The organism is Paenibacillus agaridevorans (assembly GCF_003112455.1).
GTDB classification, from domain to species: Bacteria; Bacillota; Bacilli; order Paenibacillales; family Paenibacillaceae; genus Pristimantibacillus; species Pristimantibacillus agaridevorans.
The window spans coordinates 222491-246184 of the sequence record NZ_BDQX01000054.1 but is presented as its reverse complement, the minus strand read 5'-3'; the positions used below and the strand labels follow the sequence as shown (position 1 = coordinate 246184).

Annotated in this window: 19 protein-coding genes; all 19 read right to left on the bottom strand. The window is 55.5% G+C overall.

Features of this window, described 5'->3' with window-relative positions; translation table 11 throughout:
- Positions 1–179 precede the first annotated feature (179 nt).
- The gene (locus PAT3040_RS06950; protein WP_108992005.1) at positions 180–1841 is read right to left on the bottom strand and encodes a hypothetical protein; all 1662 of its coding nucleotides are present in this window, start codon (positions 1839–1841) and stop codon (positions 180–182) included.
- A 25-nt stretch (positions 1842–1866) separates the two neighbouring features.
- Positions 1867–3924, bottom strand: a complete 2058-nt coding sequence (locus PAT3040_RS06945; protein ID WP_108992004.1) for a phage tail protein — start codon at positions 3922–3924, stop codon at positions 1867–1869.
- Between the two features lie 94 nt (positions 3925–4018).
- Positions 4019–6253 carry a putative baseplate assembly protein gene (locus PAT3040_RS06940; RefSeq protein WP_108992003.1) on the bottom strand — a complete coding sequence of 745 codons (2235 nt, stop codon included), beginning with the start codon at positions 6251–6253 and terminating at the stop codon, positions 4019–4021.
- A 199-nt stretch (positions 6254–6452) separates the two neighbouring features.
- Positions 6453–9554, bottom strand: a complete 3102-nt coding sequence (locus PAT3040_RS06935; RefSeq protein ID WP_108992002.1) for a baseplate J/gp47 family protein — start codon at positions 9552–9554, stop codon at positions 6453–6455.
- An 18-nt stretch (positions 9555–9572) separates the two neighbouring features.
- Entirely contained in the window at positions 9573–9974 is a 402-nt protein-coding gene (locus PAT3040_RS06930) for a GPW/gp25 family protein (RefSeq protein ID WP_108992001.1), read from the bottom strand.
- A gap of 229 nt (positions 9975–10203) precedes the next feature.
- Positions 10204–10929: a phage baseplate assembly protein V gene (locus PAT3040_RS06925; RefSeq protein WP_219930241.1), complete on the bottom strand. Its 726-nt coding sequence runs from the start codon at positions 10927–10929 to the stop codon at positions 10204–10206.
- Positions 10926–12005 (bottom strand): phage late control D family protein, encoded by a 1080-nt coding sequence (locus tag PAT3040_RS06920; protein ID WP_108992000.1) that lies wholly within the window; start codon positions 12003–12005, stop codon positions 10926–10928. Before PAT3040_RS06920 ends, PAT3040_RS06925 begins: the two co-directional genes overlap by 4 nt.
- Before the next feature lie 5 nt (positions 12006–12010).
- Positions 12011–12637, bottom strand: coding sequence for a CIS tube protein (locus tag PAT3040_RS06915; RefSeq protein WP_087566828.1), 627 nt, complete (start codon positions 12635–12637; stop codon positions 12011–12013).
- Between the two features lie 68 nt (positions 12638–12705).
- Positions 12706–16443: a hypothetical protein gene (locus PAT3040_RS06910; protein WP_108991999.1), complete on the bottom strand. Its 3738-nt coding sequence runs from the start codon at positions 16441–16443 to the stop codon at positions 12706–12708.
- A 38-nt stretch (positions 16444–16481) separates the two neighbouring features.
- Positions 16482–16943 carry a phage tail protein gene (locus tag PAT3040_RS06905; RefSeq protein ID WP_108991998.1) on the bottom strand — a complete coding sequence of 154 codons (462 nt, stop codon included), beginning with the start codon at positions 16941–16943 and terminating at the stop codon, positions 16482–16484.
- Positions 16944–16950: 7 nt separating this feature from the next.
- Complete coding sequence (locus tag PAT3040_RS39680) at positions 16951–17124, bottom strand: DUF6760 family protein (protein ID WP_087566831.1); 174 nt, start codon at positions 17122–17124, stop codon at positions 16951–16953.
- A 17-nt stretch (positions 17125–17141) separates the two neighbouring features.
- Entirely contained in the window at positions 17142–17522 is a 381-nt protein-coding gene (locus PAT3040_RS06900) for a hypothetical protein (RefSeq protein WP_108991997.1), read from the bottom strand.
- Between the two features lie 323 nt (positions 17523–17845).
- Positions 17846–18280 carry a phage tail protein gene (locus tag PAT3040_RS06895; protein ID WP_087566833.1) on the bottom strand — a complete coding sequence of 145 codons (435 nt, stop codon included), beginning with the start codon at positions 18278–18280 and terminating at the stop codon, positions 17846–17848.
- A gap of 40 nt (positions 18281–18320) precedes the next feature.
- The gene (locus PAT3040_RS06890) at positions 18321–20024 is read right to left on the bottom strand and encodes a phage tail sheath subtilisin-like domain-containing protein (protein ID WP_108991996.1); all 1704 of its coding nucleotides are present in this window, start codon (positions 20022–20024) and stop codon (positions 18321–18323) included.
- Between the two features lie 380 nt (positions 20025–20404).
- A complete protein-coding gene (locus tag PAT3040_RS06885; protein WP_108991995.1) occupies positions 20405–21607 on the bottom strand; it encodes a PP2C family protein-serine/threonine phosphatase in 1203 nt (400 codons plus the stop codon).
- A gap of 42 nt (positions 21608–21649) precedes the next feature.
- Positions 21650–21994: an STAS domain-containing protein gene (locus PAT3040_RS06880; protein ID WP_087566836.1), complete on the bottom strand. Its 345-nt coding sequence runs from the start codon at positions 21992–21994 to the stop codon at positions 21650–21652.
- A gap of 18 nt (positions 21995–22012) precedes the next feature.
- Entirely contained in the window at positions 22013–22459 is a 447-nt protein-coding gene (locus PAT3040_RS06875) for an ATP-binding protein (protein ID WP_108991994.1), read from the bottom strand.
- Between the two features lie 145 nt (positions 22460–22604).
- A complete protein-coding gene (locus PAT3040_RS06870) occupies positions 22605–23327 on the bottom strand; it encodes a response regulator (protein WP_373863930.1) in 723 nt (240 codons plus the stop codon).
- Positions 23324–23694, bottom strand: a 371-nt coding sequence (locus tag PAT3040_RS38465; RefSeq protein WP_373863929.1) for a sensor histidine kinase, incomplete at its 5' end; no start/stop codon positions are given. The genes PAT3040_RS38465 and PAT3040_RS06870, both read right to left, overlap by 4 nt.

Genomic DNA, 23694 nt, shown 5'->3' with positions numbered 1-23694 from the left:
CTCTTTCAAGATTGTACTTTATTTCCACTAGTACTCTCCAACTTAATTAGGGGGCTTAATAGTTCTAACGCCTATGGACGCTAATCAAAGTTACTTTTCGGTCCATCGGCGCAACAAAAAGGCCTCCCGATTCCCGTATAAGGAGAATCGAGAGGCCATGACTTTGATGTCCAAATGGATTATTCTTTGTCCGGTGCCGCTTCCATCAACGCAGATGTCATCTCAGCCGCGGCCGCCTTCGCGGAAGTGCCCAGGCTCTTGAATGCCCACCAGCGAACGGCGATTACGGAGGCGGATGACTCGTTATCGCCTTGCAGCTTCATGCCGATGCGGAATGTCCCCTTATCGGGATAAACAATCGTGCCCAGCGAGACATTTGGGAGGGAAGGCTCGAATTCCGTCCCTTTAAACACATCGCTTTGGCCGTAATAAACCTGTTTCTTCGCTGCGGAGCCGCTGGCATGGCCGGATTCGTCGATCTCCTCCAGGCCCACGACGACGGTTACCGGTCCCTCGCCCAGACCGTGAATCAATTCGTCGGAGACGTAGTTCTTCTTGCCCCTGGAGAAGAAGAAACCTCCCGTCTTGCCGATCGACTCCAGCGCGACCTCCATCGTGCCTGTTGCAATTTCATCATAAAGATGCTGCGGACGCGGAATGCCGAGCTTGAAGTCGAATTCGTTGCGGTCGGGATGATACTTGACGTCGAGCGATGGCTTCGCCCCATATTCCAGATCCTGCGTTTCCGCGCTCGCGAAAAACTTATGAAGCGACGCCCCGCCTCCGCTCCTCGACAGGCGTTGGGTCAGCGTTGTGCTCTCTATATATTCGTCGAACGGCATTCGGTCGACCTTCTCGATCATGTATGTGGGCCCCATCTGCAACAAACTGATCTTCGCCAGGCAGATGCTTTTGTCCGCCGATCCCTCTACCGCGTGCTCCAGACTACGGCTATGCCAGTCCTCCAGAATCCGCTCCGCGACGGGGACGTCAACGACTTCGATCTTCTGTTTTACGCTGGAGTCGACGGAAACAGGTTCGTCGCCGATCGTCAGCTTGGCACTTCGTGCTGGAACTGCGAGTTCCGCGAACACTCCGCCTTCCAGCGGCGCCTTTAGCTGATACGTAATCGTGTACTCCGTATCCTGCGCATCGCCCGGCTCTTGGAAAGACACGACTCCATTGGAATCGCCAACGTTCTGAAAACCTGTCAGCTCGTACTCATACGAGAACGCGATGCGCGGAGTCTGCAACGTCTTCTCGACGACGAGGCGCACCTCTATCACTTCGCCCGGCGTCACATATTTCGGCATGCGCTGCGTAATGCGTACATTATCCCGCTCGTAGAGCGTGACGATGTTCTCCATCAGCTGGACGAACTCGAAGGATGACGGCGCCGGGGCCGTCTCGTTGATGAAAAGCCGGTACGATTCCAACACGCGGTTATATTCGCTGACCTCGCCGGAGCGGACGGAGGCATTGCCTACGGAATGCACCGGCTCCTTGCCCTTTTCGTCATATGCGACGCAGAGGTAGACGTTTTTTTTGTATTCGTTGTTCGTAAAGCCTTCGATCATGGACAGCTTCATCGTGACAGGTGCCGGAATGACGATTTCGCGACCGATGTAGTCGATCGCCACGCCCATCTCGACGGACACCGTTTTGTCGTCCACGGCGACGACGGACATGCCGGACAGGACGCCGCTGCCGAACATTAGCCGGTTGAGCAGCCTTCTTTTGTCATTAAAATATTTTTGCTCCGACTCGAAATCCCTTACGGTCAGCAGCTTGCCGTAGAAATAACGGTTTCTCTCGAACGGGTACAGCCTCGACTTCTTCACACCAACCACTCCTCGTTAGTCCGGTTTATTCAAGCTCGGAATCCAGCTCCAACCTTGTATGAACGTCCATTCGTTTCTCCATGCCCATCTCGACGATAAGCGTATCGTTCGGCATGCTGCGCTCCGGTCCCAGCATGAGCAGCGACGGCTCCGTCAATACGGTATTAATGCCTAAGTACGTATGCAGGTCCAAGTACATCCACGGCTGAAGCTGGACCAGCTTCGTTTCCGTATAAGCCGGCTTTTGTTCCTCCAACAGCCCCTCGATTACGACAAGCTGCTTCTCGCCCAGCGCCTGCTCCGGCCTGAGCAGCACGGTGAAGGAATACGGATTGTCGTCATACAGCGCATCCGTCAAGCTGCGAAGCTCGGCGTGATCACGCATTATCTTGGTCTGGAACTGCTCCACGATGATCGGCTCCACGCCCGTATACATCTCGATGACGGCGCTGATCCCCCGCTTCGTCCCTCGATAGCGATACAGCTCGGGCGCCGCCAGGATAAACGACCGAACCTGCTCATCGGTCCAATAATCGTCGGTCTCCAGTCCGATCCACGTAGCCAGCCAGCGTAGATGCTCGCCTTTCGCCCGATAGGGATCGATATAGCGGGACAGATCGCCGATCTCTTCTTCCAGCTCGATAAAAGCCGTGCCGAAAATGGACAAATACCTCTCCAGAAAGTCCCGGCTCTCCTCGTCCTCCTGATAAACTGCAGGCAAGTACTCCAAGTACGTCTCCCGGGGGAAATAAAGTCTTAGCTTCTCCACCATTGGGGTATGCCGCTCGTTGCCGATCCACTCCAGCTTTAGCCACATATAGCGGCCTTGTGCCTCCATAAAGAGAGCATCCTTCGGATTCGGTATCGGCGGCGACCAAAACGGCGCGAGCCCCTCCAGCTTTTCCTTGTACGGAATGAACGGATCATTAATCCAATCGTCCACAGAACGATATGCGCCCGCGATAACGGCTCGTTCATCATCCAGACAGAAGTAGGATAAATGCAGCTGCGTCCCTCCGGGAACGAATGCATCGGCTGTCAGCTTATGCCACACCGTGCCGCTCTCCGTACTGTCGAACCCGCTGGAAAGCCATACGCCCTCTGGCACGCCAGTCTCGGACATGGCAAGAGTCTGCGGCTGCAGATGAAGCATCGTAATCGTTGTATCGTCGCTGTTGCCGAGCACGTATAGTCGATCGGATGCATCCGCGAGAAGCACCGCTGCGCGCCCGCGGTAGCTCGTAACAGCTCCGTTAACCTCCCCGCGGGCTCCGAGTGTCACAATAAAGCGGTCATCCTCATCGTCGCCGGCAAGACCTCTCGCGTCACCGACGTACATCATGCCGCTGCGGTCGCAGGCCAGCCCCGCATAGGTGCGTGTTGGAAGAGACTCGACGCTAGCAGCTCCGCCTTGTTCCACAATCGTGACCGTTGCGAAAATCGTATCTAATACGGCCAGGCCTCCATCAGGCTTGACAGCAAGATAATAGGCGCCGCGCAGATGTTTCAGCTTCGCCCTAACGGGTTGACGCAATGAAGGATTAGCGATTACATCGACCAGCATTCCGCCATGGGTAAATACAAGAATGGACAGCTTGCCGCCTTCAGGAACCGCCGGTTCGTCTCCCCCAGTGTCCGTATCCAGAGGGGACAATACATAGACATGATTCGCGTCCGCACCAATGGCTAACGGATGGAAGACGGCGTCTTCGATCCGTTCTCCTTGCCGCGACCACATCGTCTGGCCGTTACCGGTGTGGAATGCCGACAATGAACAATCGCCACCGGGGTCAGCGGCGAACAGGAACGGTCCCGAAGCCGCTATTCTGGCATCTTCGCCGAATAATCCATGTCCTTGCGGGAATAAGCGCTTATGATCGCCTATCCGCCAATCGTAGCTCCAGAGATCGGCCCGATCATCCAGCAGATAGATGCGTTCATGCTCGCCGACTGCCATATCCTTGACAGCCGACAACCCTTCCAGCGCATCCAGCCGCAACGTGCCTGCTATGCCATATCGCTTGTCGCGTCGAATGCCAAGCCCCGCCATTCCATTCTCCAGATTGTAGGCGGTTCCCTTCAACCAATCCTGCTGACGGTTGACGGAGAAATATTGATTATGCTCCTTCAGTGAAATTCCTCCCTTCCCGCCGATCGCCCAGTGGCTATGCCGCAGCCTACAAGCGTGTTCTGCTGATGAGTTCGATCTCGTGCTCTCCTGAATAGATCAAGCCGTGTGGCGGCAGAACAATGTCGCCGCCCGCCGTCTTGGTCACATGCGGCCCGTCCGCGTCCAGCCACAGATCCTGGACGAATACGACCCCGCTTCCTTTGGTAAGGGATCCATAAATGTCGCCCTTGTATACCGTTCTGCCGAAAGTCCAGCCGCGCTCCCCTTGATTTCCGTCAAGCGGTCTGAGCAGTCCCTTTAGCAGATCCGCATAACGTTCCCTCTCGTCCGCAAACGGCGCCTCCACGACGATAACCGCATGAACCGTCACCTGGACGTACACGGGAGGAATGACATGCAGCTCCGTCGTAATGAGTCTCCGTGAATCCAGATATCGGCTTACCGTCTGCAAGAATCCTGGGCTTGGCATCGGAGTCGCTGACAAACCCTGCGGAACGACGACCAGTGACAGCTGTCCATGCGCCTTCTCTCTTGGGTAGTCGGGAAGGCCGGGCTTATAGAGCGGAATCGCCTTGGCTCTGGCTACCTCGACGCCTGGCGTCGACCTCGCGATGTCCTCGTAATCCTCGTCCGTGACGGCGCGGAAGGCCCGCTTCAGCTCCGAAGCGGCTCTTGCCAGCGCATCATGCAGTGTCTCGGCTTCTCCCCCGCCGGAAGCATAAAAGGGATTTGACACTTCGATCCCCAGTCTTCGCTGCTCCTCGTGCGCCCATTCCCGGATAAGCCCCGGCTTCACATTGCCGCGCTCGCCCCCGCCAAGCTCGCAGGAAATCAAGCTTATATTGCCGTCTGAACTTGCGTCGGGTATCGCACCCCGTTCTCCGTTGCCGAACGCGATTATTCGCTCTTCGGGAAGATAGACGTAATGGCGATCTTCAGGTCCCGATCGATCGAAGCTGTCGACAACACTCCAATCCTCCCATATCATCGCCCCGGATGCGACATTCCAGCGCCCTGCCTGCAAGCCGATGGCGCCGCGTTTCCTGCAAGGCAGCTCATACACCTCGAACCGCTGATTGGGCAATCCGTTGCTCCTGCCGACCATGCGGTATCGATAAAAATCCAGCGTACTGGCGATGATCCGAACTCTTCGGCCTTTATGGAGCATGCCGCCCTGGTTTACGGAATCCTTGCGGATCAAAGCGACGGTCGCCCCTCCCGCGTGTCGCTCCACCTTGTACGACTCTGCGGACAATTCCATCCAGCCGCCGCCCGGAGCGGCTTCCAATTGCAGGCGCACATCGCCGTACGCAGCCAGATAAGTATGCATAGAGAAGCTTTCGTTCTCTTCTCCGCTAGCCTCGAGCTCGACATATTCGCTCAGCGTATCGCGCTGTGCGGCATGGGCCGTATGGAGGAGGATGCTGCCGATTCTCGGCGGCATCTCGTACCCGTCCTCCTCTATCGTGCAACAAAACCAATACCTAGGTCGGTCTCCAGCCGGATGGACCGTAACGGCTCTCATCGGAGACGCCGGAGTGACGGTAATGGTACCGCTGACCGTCAAATGCCCGGTTTCATCCGCGATGACCGTAAGCGGCAGCCATGAAGCCTTGCCGACGGCCTCATCCCAACCGTATGCTTTCCACGACAATCTGGCCGAAGGAATCAACATGGCAAGTTCTTCTTCACTCGCGGAATCGTAAATGTCTCTCAGCGCTGCGTCAGACTTTAGCATTTTAAATGTCAGCGATACAGGAACACCGGGATGCAGCTCCCTGTCGAAGGACACATACAGCTTGGCCCCTGCCCTCGCGTCTATTCCAAATGGATAGAAGGATACATGGTGATGGTCGTTGGACGCCGTCACATCGCTGCTCTCCTTCTCCGTCCGGCACAAAATGCGTTCCAGCTTAAGCGGTCTCAGCTCGGTCTCGCTCACCGTCTCGAACACTTGATCCTCCGCCAAAAGCTTTGTTCCTGCCGGCAGCAGGACCGGCTCGCGCACATCCGAGAAGGCGACAAGCGCCTCGGCGGATAAAGTATCGCGAGCTTCCGCGCCGAGCAGATCAAGAAACTTTCTCCGATTCCGGTCAGGTACCCGGCCGATGTAATAGCGCTGCATTTCCGTCAGCCATGCAAAGAGCTCCATCATCGTGATGCCTGGATCATGCGCATTTTCGTCGGTCCATTCCGGCAATCGCTTCGGTATCAGCTTTCTGGATTGCTGGACGATCTCCGCGTACGAAAGATCATCAAGCGGCAGCCTTGGCAGCATCATTGTCCCTCCTTCCCTTTTAAAGGTAGTTCAAAAAGTCCGATTCCCATTACGAAGTCATCCTAGAGGCCTACTCGACGTCGAATATTGAATTCAACCGATTCTTCCGGTACTCGCGTAGCGCTGCTACGCTCCGTTCCTCAGATTCTAGTTTCATCCAATCTTCTCGGTACTGATAACCGAACTTTTTGAACACGCACTTTTAGCGCGAAGCCCCTTCGGCAGGCACGGCCGTTATTCGGTGCGTGCCGTTCGTGACGAGGCCATGCATCACTTCATTCATTCTCGCGGGATCCCATTCGGTGCGGACTCCCCCTTCGATCTTAACTACATGCACGTATAATCTGTCTATATACAGCAAACCTCTAACCGAGTGAAGCAGAGAATACAGCAGCGACAAGTGGAGCGATTCTCCTATATTCCATCCCTGTCCGTCGGTGTTGCCGCTCATAAAGCTCAAGAACGTCGATAATTTGTCATGGCAGGCTCGCTCCAGCGGCAGCAGGCTCCCAACCGATTCCGCCGCTACCGTCGTGTTCACGGATACTTCCAGATAAGCCGGCTCGATGACGCGAATACCGCCTCCTACAGTCAGGACGCCTGCCGCGCGGCGCAGCAGCTCGCTTTCGACCGATCTGCGAAGCTCCGGGAATTGCGCCGTATCCGCAACGCCTCCGTCCGTGCAAGCGACCACGGTCGCATAACCAGGCGCCCGCTCCAGCAAGGCATTGCGATTGCTCAAGCATTTCACCTTCGCAATTCCCGGGTAGGCCTCCCGCGCAAGCCATTCCACATCTCTCGCCGTAACGGCTCTGTTGCGGTTTTTAAGCCGCTGAGGACCGCGAAGCAGCACTTCCTCCATCGCCTCCGTATGGCTGCCGCCAATAGCCGGCAACGGATTGGTGACGTTGTCGATGTAAGCGATGGGTACCTGCATGCCCGTAATTTGATTGGCTTCTACTCTTCCGGCGGCGCCGGCCGTAGTCCGGAACGAGATTCGCGCTAGCCGATCGTGCTCGGCGGAAGGCGATCTTCCTTTCATCCCGTCGCCGAAACGAAGCAAGCCTCCGGCACGATCCGGCGAATAGTGCCGATCATCGGGACCGGAGTCGGCCAGAGAGGCAACGGGCTGCCATTTCACCCAAAAACGGATGGGTTGTCCTTCGCCGTCGAGCTGTTCGTAACATCGATCCGGCTCGCCTTCCAGCATGTCTGCCCGATCCGAAGGCGCAAGCTCATCCAGCTCATCCAGCCATACCTGCTCGTTAACGAACGCGGTAGGGGTCAAGTGGACCAGTCCGTCAGCAGGAATACTCATCTCGCGCTCCTGGCTGATCTGTTGGGTAACCGCAACCGTGTTAATCCGGACGCTGTCCGCAACGGGAATATCCGGATACGCATCGCTGATCCGGCTGTCCCGGTTAATGGACCGGATCCAGTAGCGATCATGACCGTACAACCTTACAGCCGCCATCGTAGGCGGGCCGGCCCATAACCATTCTCCGCTTATGCCCAGTCCGTCCGTGCCATCCTCGACCTTAATCGGCTTCCAGGCCAGCCTACCGTTCTCCCGGCAGAGCGCTTCCCAATCCAGCCATGGTCTCTCGTTTCCTGCGGCAAATCGCCGGGACAGCTCCAGATGCAGTCGAAGCGGTCCCTTGAGCGGGGGCCCGTTAAACGCCAGGTAGAGAGAGGGAGCGGGGGACGGGATCGGCTCGAACGGCTTATAGGCTTCTGTTCCTTGTACCGCCGACAAACTGCGATCCCGGTCGTCCGCGTTGTTTCTTGTATAGACGTTATAAGGCGCAAATACGGTCTGGGAACCGGTGGAATAGGATAATCTCGGCGCTTCCACCCAAGGCGACATGTATTGCATGATAGGCGCGATAACGGGGTCCGTCTGCAGCACCCTGGCACGGATCCAGTACTGGAACACGCCATTTACGAAAGTCCGGTCCATATCCTCCGGACAATCGAAGGTTAGCGTAAACGGCTTGCCGTCCCCCTCGGGCAAATCCTCGAAGAAAGCGGCATGCCGTTCGTTGCCGGGCAAGACGTTCCAATTGCTGCCGTTCCAGTACTCCCAAACCACCTGGCGAATTCGGATGCGCGGAGGATCCTTCTCCTCGAAATCATACGTGCGCATGACCATCTTCCACTTGACCTCGGGATCCGGCGCCATGCGCAGCCGATTGGGCTTCGCCATCGCCGAACAAGTCAACTCCAGCTTGCTCCCCCGCTTGCTAAACGCTTCCTCGCTGGAAATGTAGAAGACGGAGTAGGGAACAAAATGTTCGCCGAAAGGATAACAGCCGTCATCGGCCAAAGCCATGTCGTTGAAGTAGATAGAATCTGGCGCAATCCGCTCCGGATCGCCTGCAACATCATGAGATACGCGTAGCTGGAGCTTGTCCATCTCCAGATTTTTTTCCAGGATGGGGGAAGCCGTTCCTTCCAGCGGCTTCACCGCACACTTGATCCATCTGCCTTCGACGCCTTGATGCTCCATCAGCTCCAGCTTGCCGGGTTCGCTCTTATGAAGAATGATAAGGTTGCCAGCGGCTATCGCCGACCGGAACGGCTTCCACTCGCCATCGCTGCGGTAGCTCCACTCCACCAGATCGGAAGAAAGCGCAGCCGCCAATTCGGGTTCGGCGTACCGCTTCTCTCCGTGGAAAACATTTATGTAGATGCGGCAAGGGCGATCCACCAGAAACTGCTCGTCATGCCGGATGAACAAGGCATGCCCCTGTTCGTTCGGAGCGGAGCGCGTATCGAACAGCGGTACGGCTTCTGCCGTCCCGGCCTCCAGCTTCTCGTCGTAGCCGGTAGCGACCGTCACGATCTCATCCCTTGCAGGGTTGACGTTCACGATCTCGGTCAGCTTGGCCGGCGTTGCCGCCAGGGCCCCTTCCGTCTCGAAAACAAGAGGCTCTCCGCCTTGCGGGTTATTCGCCGTCAGCTTAAGTCCTGCAGGTACATAAACAGACTCTGTTGAGCCCTCGCTTAGCCGAAACGTTACCCTGGCCCTGGCTGGCCGCGGCGGCTCCAGCTTTACATCCAGCAGGTCAAGGAAGGAGAGCAGATGGTTCATCGGCGCCTTGTTCAGCCTCTGTACCGTCTCCTCCAGCATCTCGCCCACGATATAGGCAAGGCCGGCTCCCGGATCGCTGCCATCAAGCGAAAACCGCCATTCTGGCGTATAGTGCGGCGCCATCTCTTTGAACTTCTCCAAATAGGTGGACAAGTTATTTGTATTGATTATCGGAGGACGACGATTGCCGCCCGTTCCCGCATGTGTCATGTCCGATGCCCGCTCCCGTTATTTCGTGCCTTCCTCCAGATAAAAAGGATAGACCTGGTTAAAGAGATTGTTCGTCGATCTTACTGTATAGCTAACCTCGAGCAGCACGCGGCCGTTCATGGATGGATCGGGCTGCGCTTTCACTTCGATATCCTTTATGCGCGGCTCCCAATCGCGGATCGCTTCCTTTACATCGCTTGCGATGAGCTGCATCGACATATCGTCCATCGTGCCGAACACGAAGTCCTTGAGCCCGCAGCCGAAGTCGGGGCGCATAAGCCGCTCGCCCTTCGAAGTGCGTATGATGATGCGGATGGCTTCCTTGATGTCCTCTTCGCCTTCCGACATCATAATCCGCCCCGTCGTTTTGTCCACCTGAACGGGGAACTTCCAGCCCTTCCCCAGAAATGGCGCAGACATGACGAACTCCCCTTTCGACCTAGTAGAATAATAATGTTTAGAATTTAATTAAAATAACGTTCAAAAAGTCCGGTTTCCAGTACCGAGAAGATTGGATGAAACTAGAACCTGAGGAACGGAGCGTAGCAGCGCTACGCGAGTACCGGAAGATTCGGTTGAATTCAATATTCGACGTCGAGTACACTTCCTGGGATTCTTCGTAATGGAAAGCGGACTTTTTGAACTACCTCTAATTGATTTTGACCATGGAGCCTTTGATGTTGATCATCCCATCCGACTTGATGTCGAGCATGCCGGATGCTTTGAGAGACAAGGTTGCCGACGCTTCGACCTTCACCTGCGCCGCCTTGACCTCCAGTGTTGATGTGCCGCTTATTGTCACGTTTCCGCTCGATGTTATTTCTACCTTCGATGTGCCCGACTTTACGGTTACCTTCTTCCCATTTTCGTCCAGCACCAGCGAATTTTGTTTATCCGCCGTTTCGGCCTTGACGCTGCCGTCCTTGTCGGACAGCAGAACGGTATGGCCCTTTTTGGTTTTGATCGTGATTGTGCCCTCGCCCGACTTGTCGTTGAACTCGATCACATGGCCGGTTTTTGTTTTGATCATGCTGATGTCGTTGTTATCGTCGCCTGGCGGCGGCTTGTCCTTGCCGTTCCACAATGAGCCCACCACGACGGGCTGGTCGAGACGTCCCATCAAGAAAGCGACAAGCACCTCGTCATCTACTTCCGGGATGAAATAAGATCCCTTGCCATTCCCGCCTGACATAGAAGCGACCCTTACCCAATCCGTCTCCAGCTCGCCTTCGCGATGCGGGAATTTCAGCTTGACGCGGCCAAGCTTATCCGGATCCTTGTTATTCGTCACGATTGCATTCCATACGCCGGATAATTGCTCGGAAGGCATCGATCGCTGCTGAAGATCGAAGAAACCGGGATACATCGATCTCATAATGCGTTCCCCTCCGCTTCGAATTGAATGGCATAACCGTCCAATGAGTCCAACCGATGAACGACTCTGGTCAACATGAGATTGCGATTTAAAGCGGAGCCGATCCCCGAAATGGCAATCAATTCGCCGGGTATAAGCTCCGGAAAACCGATGCAGCTGCCTTGCCCGCGGATCAAATCACGCGACAGCCTGTTCAACAACGCCGTTGCAAGATGTCTTGCCTCATCGAGCGTCGTTACGCCCGTATAGACCGTCTCCGCCTTCTGTGAAGACAATGTCTTGGCAAGACTGGGACCGCTCTTTGTGCCGCTGATTACCGTTATCGGCGTGGATTTCCCTTCCACCGACTGCTTCGTCTTCGTATCGAATCCTCTCACCTTTACCTCGGAGGTCTGCCCGCTGACATCTGCCGTGAAGGTAAATTCACGCAAGCTGAGGCCATACTTCAACTCGATGAGCGGCGTACCGCTCGTCTTTCGTTTGCGGAAGTGCAGCTTGCTCCCCGTAACATGGAAGAGATAGTCGTTATCCTGGGCGAGCGACTGGACAAAATGGTAGTCGCTGATGCCAATCTGTTCGATCGTCGTTTTTTTTACGGTAAGCGCATCAACATCGGCTGTAAGTCCATATTCGGAAGCTATTGTTCTGACGACGTCGCTGTCCTTCATTTCTTTCCATACCTTGGTTTTGGACGATTTCATCATGAGGAACGAGCGGTCCATCGCGGTCACCGTCACAATCGGGCTGCCGCTGGCCGGATAATCGACCGTAAAGCCGGTGATGATGCCGTCGAATACCTGGCCTTTCTTGTCCGCATACCCTAGCCTTACGATCAAAGTTTTGCCCGGAGCAATTTTGGTATTTACCCATTGGAGATGGCTTGTGCTCCACTCGTAGGCATTCGTAATGCTAAAGCGGACGATATCTGCCTTCGCATCCGTAGACAAGTCGACCTCTACCCAACCAATCGCCATATTATCGAGGCGCGCGGCCTGGCCTTCGATCAACAGGTCGGCCTCCGGCGATCTGAAGTTCCCGTATTTGCTTTCTAGATCGCTCATTTTATGCGTAGGCATACCACTCACTCCAGTCTGGGAATCGTCAAGTTTCTGCCTGCCGCCAGCAACCTCGGATTGTCAATGCCATTCGCCTCGGCGATATGCCGCCATTTGCCTGAATCCTCGTATTCCTCGGCCGCGATGCTCCACAGCTGATCGCCTTGCTTAACCGTCTTTCGTTTCGTTCGATCCGCCGATTGCCTCGGAATTTCTTTGTATTGCTCCTTCATCGTCTGGGTGCTCCGCATCTCGACGTCAAGCGTAGCCCGAACCGGCTTTCCCGATTCCAAAAACATGGTGAAACGCTGCGTAATGGATACGATTACTCCCTTGAAATTAAGCGAGCCCCAAACAAATCGGCATTCCGGAGGGGCGTGCAGGTCGGAATCAACATCAAGAATGCTTACAATCTTGGACGTATGCTCACGCACATCCGTCCCCAGCTCATAGGTATCGAAAAACAAGTTTAAACTCAGCGTCGACGCATTTCCTCCGACGAATTGAGTAGTTGGAGACTGCAAACCGGGCACATCATTATCAGGATAGTTGTTGCTTGCAGTCAACTCGTATTCCGTGGGGTTAAACAACACGTCAACGGTTTCGGTATCGTTGCTCTTATAGATCATGAACTGCGCTTTGGTTAAAGCCATCGTCCGTCCTCCTCAACCGTCGTTTATATACGGTACCGCTCCCGATCTTCTCGGTTCGGTTTCCTTATTTAATATCCGTTTCGACGCTGCTCGAGCTTCATCTTCCTCTCGAGCGCCTTATATACGCGGTCTGCGATGGCTTCGGGATTTAATTGAGGCAGCTTCATAATCATCCGTTGCAGCTTCTCCGGCTCCAGCTCGCGAGGGGCTTCCACCTTGATCTGTCTGGACGCCTCAGCGGGCTGCTGGGGTGCTGAGCGATGCGTCAGTCCAAGCGGAGAACCATTATGCGCGCTCGCTCCGAAGGCTGGCTGCTGGGATTCCAGACCAGCATCGTTGAGTGCCGGCCGATTATAAGCCAAAGAAGAAAATGTCCCCGGATTGGTGCTGGAAATCTGCCGAACCGTTCGATCGTGATCGCCGCGTATTGCCGACGCCGTAAATTGTCTGCCAATCAACGGAGAACGTTTACTCTCGGCAGTACGTCGTGCTATTGCAGGAGTCAAGGATAATCTGCCTCTGCTGCTCATCGATGCTGAAACCGAATCCTGTCCCGTGCTCCCGGCCCTTTGTACGATTGCCGCCGAGCCCAAAGCCGAATTAGATATCGTCGCAGATTCCCTGATTGTCAATCCGGATGTCGCGGGAGCCGAATTGCGCGCAGACTCCTTCTGGCTTGTTCGCTGTGCGACGGTTAGCGGCTGGGAAATTACAGGCCCAACATGGGCAATGGTTCTCCCTTGCTCGCGTGTACTTTCCGCGAGGGCCGTTTTCCCGGGACGCACAACTCTGGCCGTATGCTGCCGACGGTCCTCCCGAGAGCTTTCCGCACTGCGCTGAACCAATGCCCCCTGCTTCGGCAAGGAGGGGGAAGCCCCTTGCTTATTAAGCTCTGCGTGCTTCGCCGCTGCCAATGATCGCTGTGCGGCAGAATCGATTGGTGAACGTTTTTCTACCGAAGGGGCAAGGGACGGTCGTCTTCTGCCTATAAGCATCCCCCGCGCCATTGGGCTGGTTGATGAAGCCGTCTGCCCTGTAAGGCCTTGCTCAGCCAAGCGCATCATTCGGGCACCAAAGGTTTCCGGCAGTTGACGGAGAACTAAGCCGGAGGGCCCATATGCCGCAGCTTGCCCCGGCATATGTCTGCGAAAGTCGGTTCCGCTCCGCTGCTGAACGTTCGCCCTCCGTGAGGGAGCCGCATTTTCAGGAACATGCGGGGGCGAAGTCTCATGATCGTTGCTTCTACTCGCCTGTGCAACCGTAGTCCCCGTTGTCCGGTGGCTGCGATTTGCATCTTGCCTGTTGGGGGCAACAGCCGGACTGCTTACAGTCGAAGCTTTTTTTTCTGTATCGCGATCTGCTATGTTGCGCCGCAGAACAAGCGATCCGCTTCGCCGCGGCAAGCCCGCTTGCGCTTGCGACTTGTTCTCCAACGCCGAAGGTTGCTGTCGCTGGATGCGACGTACCGCCGAATCCCGTTTCCAGAAGAGGCGATGGATTCGCCCCGTCGTAAGAGGACTCTTAAGTCCTTCTTCCATGAGCTCCGCCGAGGTCCCCGCCTTCAGCGCCCGTCTTACCAACAGCGGCGCCGATGGCTGCGCCATGTTATTTCTGGACCTTCCGGTTACCAGCTGGCTGGATAAGTTCGCTTGCTTCTGATCGCCGATCCTGTCTCGTCTTGCTTCATAGGATGCGCTCCCGTGCGAATTCACCGATGCAGCCTCCCGCTCCTGGCTGCTTACTGAGCCCGGCCGTTTCTGGGATCCGGTCCCGGATACATTAAGCGCTCCTGACTCAGAATTCCGACGTCTCGCATTTAGCAGCTCGGGGAAGCGTCGCCCGGCATTTACGCCTGCAGACGTTCTGTGATGTTTTAGCGCTGTTAGCAATATAGGAACAGCATTGTCCATTCGGAACTCAGTTCCGGTCAGAGCTTTCAGACGAGTTCTTGACGATTCTTCCACAGGAGAGAAAGCTGGAGAGTTCCTCTTGCGAGGCGAGCTCTCTGTACTTGCCACATCTGCATCTTCAACTTGGCGATGAACGAGCTTCTTGGCCTGAATTGGCGGCTTCGCTGATCCACCAGCTGATTGGGCCCGCTCCGTTAACGAATCCGGCGAATTCGTTGGATTCGCCGGATTCCAATCTCTGATTAGACGACTGTTGCGATGGCTTTTGTTGTTTCTGGTGTTGATGGAGGAGGCCGTCACCCAGCTTGGACTCATGGACAGCAGCCGAATTGGGCTCGTTCCCGCCGTAAGAAATACACGTTGCGCAAAAAACTTGTTTTGATTCGGGTTGGCGACTGTCTTCGAAGGGCCACTGCGGGCAGTCGAGGCGTTAGTTCCTTGCTGCCGCAATCCTTTGCCGCCTTTATTCGCAGGATTTTGAAGTTCAGCCTTCGAGTCGCGTACCGGTTGCCGTTGCACGCTTGACGTTATCGCCTGGTCCGGTGCTGCAGCAGAGTTAGATTGTTTGTGCACCAAATTCGGCGTTTGACGACGCCCCTTGGTCTTCGTTGAGGAGTTGCCGCTGGAGTGAAGCTTCTCTCCACGATCACTGACTGCCTCGTTGTTCTGCGGATTGCGATCCGACCGTTTCTGTTGCCGTTTCGCTGTCTGCTTTTTGTCCCCGGTCAGCTCTTCGGATTGAACGGGCTGCCATTCCGGAACGGCAGAATCCGATTTACGGCGCTTCGTGCCGGTCTTTTTTGTCTGTAAAACTTGCTCCGCATGGTCAGCGCGCCGCTCCGCTTCCTTGGCCTTGGACGTTGCGACTTGCGACGACCGGGCAGCTTGATTGGCAGCTTCCACAGCTTCCGTCGCACGGCGTTTCGCAGCAGCTTCTCTGCGTCCAGCCCGTTGTTCCGTCTCCTTGACCTTGTCTTCGGCAGCCTTCGCGGATTGTAAAGACTTGCGTACCGAATCGGCGGCTTCGGCCGTTCGGCGTTTCAAAGTTTCTTCCGCTCGCTCAGCCTTTTGTTTCGCTCGTATTGCCTTGTTCACAGCAGCTTGCGCAGTTGTATTTGCTTGACGTGCAGATAGGCCAGCATTAGAGATTCGGCGCTTCGGAGACAGCTCGGCGCGAGTTTCCCGCTTGGTCATTTCTTCGCGCTTGGCATGCATCAACGGGGCTTTTTTGGCGGCTACATAGGATGCAGCCGCAACAATGCCGCCATCCTTCTTCCCGCGCTGCGCTTGCCGTCCGGAAGTCGGAGTGGTACTCGCCTCGACGGAAGCGATAATGCTCCGGAGCCTCTCTATGAACGGGCTTTGCCGTACGAGCTTGCCCATTCCCTTATGTAATCCTGTTGCCAGCGTTGTTGCTGCGGGCCGGGTGCCGCTATATGGATCCTCTCGCCGCGAGCCGGAAGCCTGCTGCTTCATCGATGTTGCGGCGCCAGGGGATTGTCGATCATGAGGGGATGCTTCCAATCGGACCGGCGCGGCCATGGCTTGCGCTCTAACCGTCCGTTGATTATCTATGATTTTTACGATTTCGCGAACAATGATCGTTTTATGCTCGACTCTGACTTTCTCGCGTTCTATAATCCGGTCGGTCTTTCTTTCCTCCGGCTTGCGTCTTGTTCTCGGATCCTCTGCTCGAGGAGGCGTCACATGAATATGAATCCGCTGTTGCACCGCCGCTTGCTCGCCCTTGGGCTTGGCATGCAGCATCGGGATGCTGGCATATTGGCTTCGGCCGCCACCCGGACGATGCTTGTTAAGAATACTCCCGGCGAATGCCTGGACGGAAGCCGCGGTATCGGCTGCCTTGCGTTGCTTAGGCGCCTTGCTCCTATCCATGTGGCGCATCCTCCTTCAATTCAGGATATTAATGGTAGTTATCTGCCGAATTCACCCTGAAGCCCCGAATGAATAATCTCGAGCGACTCCACGGCCACATCGCTTGAAGCCGCATTGAGCTGCGGTCCGCTCCATCGAACCGGATAGGCGTCGTAGAAATTCCAGCGTCCGAACTCCTTGCCATCCGGCTGCTGCAGAACGACCGAACCCGACTTGCGGACTGCTTTACCGTTCTTGGCACTCTCATACCAGTTCCAGAGCACGGGCGACTTCGTAATGCCTCGCTTAAGCACGAGATTGGGATATCGAATGCCCTTGGGCAGCTTATGCACGTAACCGTTTAATCCGCCTTCCCGGTATTCCTCGACTTCCGTCTCCGCCTCGAGACCGGATACCTCCGAAAATCCGGCAACATATATGCCATCCAGCTCCACCCAAAAATGAAACGAGCTCGCGAGCCGGTGAATCCGGTTCACTCCGGGCACCTTGAATGCTGCCATAACGTTTTCACCTCTTCCCGAACACGTCGAAGACGTTCTTCTTATCGCCGTCGTCGTTCATCTTGCGGTTAATTCTGGATATCTCGTCGCACCATCTGCGCCGCTCCGCATGCTCCATATTCATAATGTCGTCATGCGTCCAGTGGAAATAGTAGGCGATGAAGCCGACCTCCTCATACAGCCGATCAACAGGATAGGCTAGGAGAGGGCTTCCGTTAAGGACAAAAAATCGATCGCGACCTCGTGCTCGTGATCACACTTCGGACATACCGCAAGCACCTTCGGGCTTTCCAAATCATTGATCTGACGATACAGGTTTTGCAAGTACGCGAGATCGGCCGTAAACAGCTTCTCGATCAACCTTGTATCCACGTGTTTCACGTCGCCAAGCCTTGTTACGACCCGCGCCATAAGAATGACGGTCAAATAACTGGGATTGGATTGAACCCTTGGATCCTTCATCGGCAAGATTTCGTCGGCAGCCGTCGCGAGACGCATCGTACCGCGTCTGTGCAGGTTGCCTTGATCGTCCACGTAACCGCGCGGCAATTCAAAGTCGTACTCCGTCTGAAACGCCATCTCTTCATCTCTCCATTTTTAAAGGTAATTCAAAAAGTCCGCTTTCCATTACGAAGTATCCCAGGAAGCTTGCTCGACGTCGAATATTGAATTCAACCGAACCTTCCGGTGCTCACATAGCGCTGCTATGCTCCGCTCCTCAGGTTCTAGTTTCATCCAATCTTCTCGGTATTGAAAACCGAACTTTTTGAATTTGATTCCAATTTAAAATGCGGAAAACAAGGGGCGCCCAGACGTCGTGACGCCGGAGGCCGGCCCTTGTTTGTCCGGTGTAGGCTCCGCCCACCTCAAACTTAATGACAGGGGGAGCCGCATTATAGGATCTAAGCCGTTCTCAGCAAGCCCTCGTGCGCGAACTCCAGCGCCTCGATAGCGACTTCAGCGCCAAGACCGTTAAACGATGGTGCGGTGTAGCGCATAGGCCATGCTTCGATAACTTGCCAAGTCGCAACGTCGTTGCCTTCTTCGTCAAGCGCGATGATGGTGATCGTTTTGCGTTCGATGGTGCCTTCCATACATTCCTGGATCCATTCGTACAGCTCCATGGATTCCGTCGTGCCCCACTTCAGCGTAATGTTGCCATACTTGGTCAGACCCGGCAGCTTGCGAGGCGTCGTCAATTCGTTGCCTTCGCGGTATTCGATGACGTCCAGCGACGCGTCGAATCCCGTTACCTCGTTAAAGCCGGCTTGCTCCAGGCCTTCTACCTCGACCCGGTATCTAAAATTGCGATATGGATCCGTGCGATCTCCTGCCATGGGAATCCCCTTCCGTTATTCGGTATTAAAAATGAATCTATTATTCCGATCCCGTCTTCTGAGTCATGCGGAACACGACAAACTCCGCAGGCTTAACAGGAGCTACGCCGATTACGCAGATCAGTCTGCCGCTGTCGATGTCATCCTGCGTCATCGTGTCGCGTCCGATGTTGATGTAAAACGCTTCCGATGGGCTGGTCCCCGCCAGCGCGCCGTCGCGCCATACACGCGTCAGGAACGCGTCGATCGTACGTTGAACGCGAGCCCACAGCTGCTCGGTGTTCGGTTCGAAGACGACCCAGTTCGAGCCGTTTTTGATGGAGCTCTCCAGGAAGATAAAGAGACGGCGAACGTTAATATATTTCCAGATCGGGTTGGAAGAGCAAGTACGGGCTCCCCATACGCGGATGCCTTGGCCCGTAAAAGCGCGGATCAAGTTAACGCCGGCCGGATTCAGAACATCCTGCTCGCCGTTATTGTATTGAACATCCAATCCCACTACGCCGCGAAGCGTCTCGTTGGCAGGAGCCTTCTGCACGCCTCTAGTCGAATCGGAACGGGAGTAGACACCGGCGATCGTGCCGGATGGAGGAATAAAGATGTTGCGCTTGTCGAGAGGATCGAACACTTGCAGCCACGGGTTGTACAAGGCGCAGTAGCTGGAGTCGAACAGATCGCGGTGAGCCAGCACGTCTTGAACTTTCGTCGCTTCGCGCGGAAGATCCAAAATGGCAAAGCGGCTGCCCAGCGATTCGCAGTGCGCAACGAGCGACAGCTGCACGTTAGGATCCGTAACGCCGGGAATAGCCATGATGCTGACTACGTCATTGTCGATAAACGATTGAATGCCCGTTCTGCGGCCAGGACCTTCGTCCACACCGATGAAGTCAGCCGGGGACAAGCTGGATGCAGAGCCGTCGCTGCCGCCTGCGAGCGCAAACGAATACGATTCGCCGCCTGCAGAGCCTGCGATCAGCGCATAAGGAGCATCTGCGGAGGAAGCCGCAACAACGCTGAGATCTACCAGATTGGAGCGTCCAACAAGCTTTTCGACGTAGTTCGGAGCTTCAGGGTTAAGAGACGCTTTTTCGTAAGTCTCGCTTTCCGTGCCGTAGGCTACTTGAAGGGTGAATTCCGAAGTCGCGATGACTTTGGAAGGGACGAGCGAAGTGTCCGTTACGTCTCCGCTCAGGGCGGACGCCAGCTCAATTACGCCGTCGTGAACCGATACGACCGTATTGCCTTGCTTGGATGCGCCGTCCGTAAAAACAACTACATCGCCCGGATAGAAGGCGGATGCGTTTTTCACGCGGTAGCGGTTGCCGTCCAGCTCTTCATAGATTTGAGTCTTCGCTTTGCTGGCAGGAACGAACGACAGGCGAATCTGATTGCCCCATGCGCCCGGATTTTTGGCCGTTACGGACAAAACCTCTCCGCCTCCCGAAGCGGCTTTCGCGTCCTCTGGAGCAACCCGCATCACGTAACAACGGGAACCCCCATTCATGAAGAATTGATTGACAGCGTACGCCAGGTAACGGTAAGTGCCGAAAGCGCTCTCCGACAGGTAAGAGCCGAACGCCCTAGCAAAGTCGGCAGGACTTGTGATTAGCAGCGGAAGTCCGGATACCGGCCCCCGTGCCGCTAGTCCGATAAAGCCGGCCGTACTGGTGCTTACTCCTTCGAGCGGTTTAGCGCCGCTTTCGAATTCTTCCACGTAAACGCCTGGCGATAAATACTCAGCCATGTGTGATCTCCTCTCAAACGATATATGTATTGGCATTCGGCGGGGACTTTAGGTCCTCTGCCACCCCAAGACCGAAGATGGCCTGAATGCAGGGACCGTTGGTCCCACAGGCGTATGACTGAACGTGATGCGTGCAGGCATTTGTAGAAAAGCAGCAGACGAACAAGCATAGGTCGGCCAGGCCTGGCAGCGCCCATGCGTCTTGCATCCTATTACGAATGTCGTCATTTCTAGCAAGTCCATTTCATATTATACTTGTAATACGTCCATATGACTACGTAAATTTGATCATATTTTGTGAGAAAACAACTAAAGTTGTCACATCGTAGAGTGTTCTGTCAGTTCCTTGTGAATGATAGATGAACCGTCTCGGGATTTCGTCATCTCCGCGACAGGCAAAGCACGGCGATATCGTCCGATTGCGGTGCGCCGTCGGCAAACATAAAGACGTCCATGAGCAGGGCGTCTATGATTTCCGCGCTGGAATAATCCTTCGTGAGAGACAGGAATCGCTCCAGCCTGTTCGTCGAATATTGCTCCTGAGCGCCGTTCTCCGCCTCCGTTATCCCATCCGTATAGACGACCAGACGATCACCCTTGTCAAGCTGAAGCGATACGTTGGTATATTCGAACTCGGGAAATGAGCCGAGAGGAATCCCCTTCTTAAGCTTGACCGGCATAACAGTGCCGTCTGCTTTGACGATATAAGGCGTGCAATGTCCGCCGTCGCATAATACGATTTCTCCCGTATCGATCTGGAGCACGCCGCATACGATCGTAGCGAACAACTGGGCGTCGTCGGCGCAGAGCATGTCATTTACCTTCCCGAGCAATTCGCCCGGAGTCAGTCCCGCCCGCATGCTTCCCTTGATCAGCGACAACGTCATCGCCATAAACAGGGCTGCGGGAATCCCTTTGTCCGATACGTCGCCAAGCGTGAAGAACAGGTGGCGCTCGTCGATTTTGTAGAAGTTATAGAAGTCCCCTCCGACTTCCTTGGCCGACTTCAGCAAGGCGCATACATCGAACGGTTCATTGGAAGACGGCATTGTAGTCGGCAAGAAGCTGAGTTGTATGCTGCCCGCAATCTGCAGCTCGCTCTCCAGTCGTTCCCTTAAGGAGGATACCGTCTGGAGCTCGCCCACGGATTCCTCCAGCGCCTCGTACCGATTGGCATTGTCCATGGCCAGCGCAAGCGGCCTCGCGAACCGGGACAACAACTCACCTCTTGCTCCTGCCCCGGCATCCCTTCCGCCAGTCCATTGCAGCGACCCGATACGTTTGCCGTCCGCTTCGATCGGGATCGCGCCACCGCCCTCCATTGGTACATTCGCATGTGTATCAGCAGTTGTATCGCCATACGTGACCGATACCGCCGACTCTCCGGCTCCCGCCAGCTCGCGGGCAGCCGCTTCCGCCGTTTGCAGCAGCTCGGATCTTCGCAGCGACGAATGGAGTCCCGAGCTAAGCTCGAACAGCTTCTCGGCAGCCTTTAATCTCGCGGCAAGACGGCGATTGACAATGGCTGCACAGATGGCTGCGCCGACGCCAGCCGCCCCGATGACCAAATAAATTACTGACAAGATAAGTTCCGCCTTTCGTGCTGTCGCATTGACGCAGTCCCGTTACGCACCGGCCTGCAGCTTCGCCAGCGCTTCTTCCTTCGTCCCCGCGATTTCCAGAATGCTCGTAAAGCCCGACATCTCGAACACGTCGTATACCTGCTCCGCCAGATTCGCGCAGATCATGCGCCCCTTGGAGGCCCTCAGCTTCTTGGCCGCTACCAAAACGACCCGCAGCCCGGCGCTGCTGATGTACTGCAATTCCGAGAAGTCAAAGACGAATGTTCCCTTGCCTTCCGCGAACAGCCCTAGAAATACGCCCTCCGCCACGCCCGCGTTGTTTCCGTCCAGCCTTCCCTCAAGCGGAATAATCGTTACTCCGCCAATCTCTTCTACTTGAATATTCATGATGTCATACCTCCCGATTTATTGCTTCGACCATCTCTTGCGAAGTCGTACCTGATTCATCCCGTCCGCGAATTCGTAATGCACTTCGTCCATCAACCGCTTTACAAAAAAAATGCCGAGTCCGCCGATCGGCCTGTCATCGACATCCATCTCCAGCAGATCAAGCGGATCAGGATCCTTAAACGGGTCAAACGGATTGCCTCGATCGGCCAGCGTAATCTCCACCTCATCCTTGGAGGCTCTGAGACCAACCTCGATAAAACCTTCGCTGCCAACAGGATAGCCATAGTTGACGATGTTTACCACCAGCTCCTCGCATGCAAGCGACAGATCCAGCACGGCACGCGGAGACCAGTCGAGCTCTGCGCCGATTGCTTCAAGTTCTTCGTTTAATCGCATGAGCTCCTGCATATCGTTGCGCAATTGGAGCGAGCGGTCAACCGTATAATGCGGTTCATTGGACATTCACGAACCTCCGATTTCTCCGGGAGACATCTCAATGACGCAGACTCGTCCCGGCGTAAGCTCTGTTAACCTTAATTGTAGTTCTCCACTTGCGTCCGCTTTCCTGCCGGATGCCGTCGTATTTTTGAAGTTTTTGTCATAGTTGCTACTCTCTGCGCTGCAAACCGTTCTCCATTGCATATCTGGCCAATTGCACGCGATTGTTCAGATGAAGCTTCTGAAGAATATTTTTTAAATGATTTTTGACCGTGTGTTCCGACAGGCACAACGTGGAGGCGATCTCGCGATTGGAAGCGCCCGTCGATATATGCTCCAGCACTTCCTTCTCCCTTGTAGTAAGCCCGTTAGACGGAACGCCGACGCCCGCGCCCCTCCCCGCCTCGGGAACGGTGCCGGCAGAATCGCCGATTTCGCCTCCGTCGGCCTTCGCCGCGAATTCCCGCAGCATGCGCAGCGCCAGCTCCTTGGAGAGCGGCGCTTCGTCCATTGCGACCGATCGCAAATAGCTCAGCCAGGACGCGGGCGATACATTTTTGAGCAGATATCCCTGCGCGCCTCGCTTAATCGCCTCGAACAGATGCGTAATATCGTCGGATACCGTCACCATGACGATTTTGACGGAGGGAAGCAGCTGCTTAAGCCTGAAGGTCGCATCCAGCCCACCCATGCCGGGCATGCGGATGTCCATCAGCACAAGGTCGGGAATCAGGTCGGCTGCCTTCGCGATCGCTTCCTCGCCGCTCACGGCCTCGCCGACGACGCGAAAGGACGGATCCGCGCCGAGCAGATCCCGCATCCCCTCCCTGCCATGCGGATGATCGTCTACGATCAGCACGCTCACTTGACCAACCGGTCCATTCTCCATCATGTTTCATTGCACCTGCCCTCAATGGTAATGATCGTTCCGCTTCGCTCCGCCTTGTCGATCCGCAGGCTCCAGCCCATTGATACCGCCCGTTCGGACATCATCCGAACGCCGTACTTGCCCTTCCCGGTCAAATCCTCCCGATTGAAGCCGATTCCGTCATCTTCCACGATACAGCGGAATGACGTCTCCCCATGCCCTGTTTGATTAAGAATCGTAGCCCGGATGGAAGCTCTTCCCGCACCCGCATGCTTGCGAATATTCATTGTCGCTTCCCGCAAAATCGCCAGCAGCTCCACCTTCTCCTTGCGTCCGAACAAGCCGTCGGGAATGTCCCACTCTACAATAGTCGCCGTCCCGCTTGCGTCCT

What these genes read in the sequence shown, in the direction of transcription:
- PAT3040_RS06915 (WP_087566828.1), bottom strand. Translation starts at nt 12,637, where the DNA reads ATGGCTTTAACCAAAGCGCAGTTCATGATCTATAAGAGCAACGATACC.
- PAT3040_RS06895 (WP_087566833.1), bottom strand. Translation starts at nt 18,280, where the DNA reads ATGGCAGGAGATCGCACGGATCCATATCGCAATTTTAGATACCGGGTC.
- PAT3040_RS06870 (WP_373863930.1), bottom strand. Translation starts at nt 23,327, where the DNA reads ATGATGGAGAATGGACCGGTTGGTCAAGTGAGCGTGCTGATCGTAGAC.
- PAT3040_RS06925 (WP_219930241.1), bottom strand. Translation starts at nt 10,929, where the DNA reads ATGAGATCGATGTATCCCGGTTTCTTCGATCTTCAGCAGCGATCGATG.
- PAT3040_RS06910 (WP_108991999.1), bottom strand. Translation starts at nt 16,443, where the DNA reads ATGGATAGGAGCAAGGCGCCTAAGCAACGCAAGGCAGCCGATACCGCG.
- PAT3040_RS06920 (WP_108992000.1), bottom strand. Translation starts at nt 12,005, where the DNA reads ATGCCTACGCATAAAATGAGCGATCTAGAAAGCAAATACGGGAACTTC.
- PAT3040_RS06890 (WP_108991996.1), bottom strand. Translation starts at nt 20,024, where the DNA reads ATGGCTGAGTATTTATCGCCAGGCGTTTACGTGGAAGAATTCGAAAGC.
- PAT3040_RS06935 (WP_108992002.1), bottom strand. Translation starts at nt 9,554, where the DNA reads ATGACACATGCGGGAACGGGCGGCAATCGTCGTCCTCCGATAATCAAT.
- PAT3040_RS06930 (WP_108992001.1), bottom strand. Translation starts at nt 9,974, where the DNA reads ATGTCTGCGCCATTTCTGGGGAAGGGCTGGAAGTTCCCCGTTCAGGTG.
- PAT3040_RS06875 (WP_108991994.1), bottom strand. Translation starts at nt 22,459, where the DNA reads ATGTCCAATGAACCGCATTATACGGTTGACCGCTCGCTCCAATTGCGC.
- PAT3040_RS06900 (WP_108991997.1), bottom strand. Translation starts at nt 17,522, where the DNA reads ATGGCGTTTCAGACGGAGTACGACTTTGAATTGCCGCGCGGTTACGTG.
- PAT3040_RS06905 (WP_108991998.1), bottom strand. Translation starts at nt 16,943, where the DNA reads ATGGCAGCATTCAAGGTGCCCGGAGTGAACCGGATTCACCGGCTCGCG.
- PAT3040_RS06880 (WP_087566836.1), bottom strand. Translation starts at nt 21,994, where the DNA reads ATGAATATTCAAGTAGAAGAGATTGGCGGAGTAACGATTATTCCGCTT.
- PAT3040_RS06940 (WP_108992003.1), bottom strand. Translation starts at nt 6,253, where the DNA reads ATGATGCTGCCAAGGCTGCCGCTTGATGATCTTTCGTACGCGGAGATC.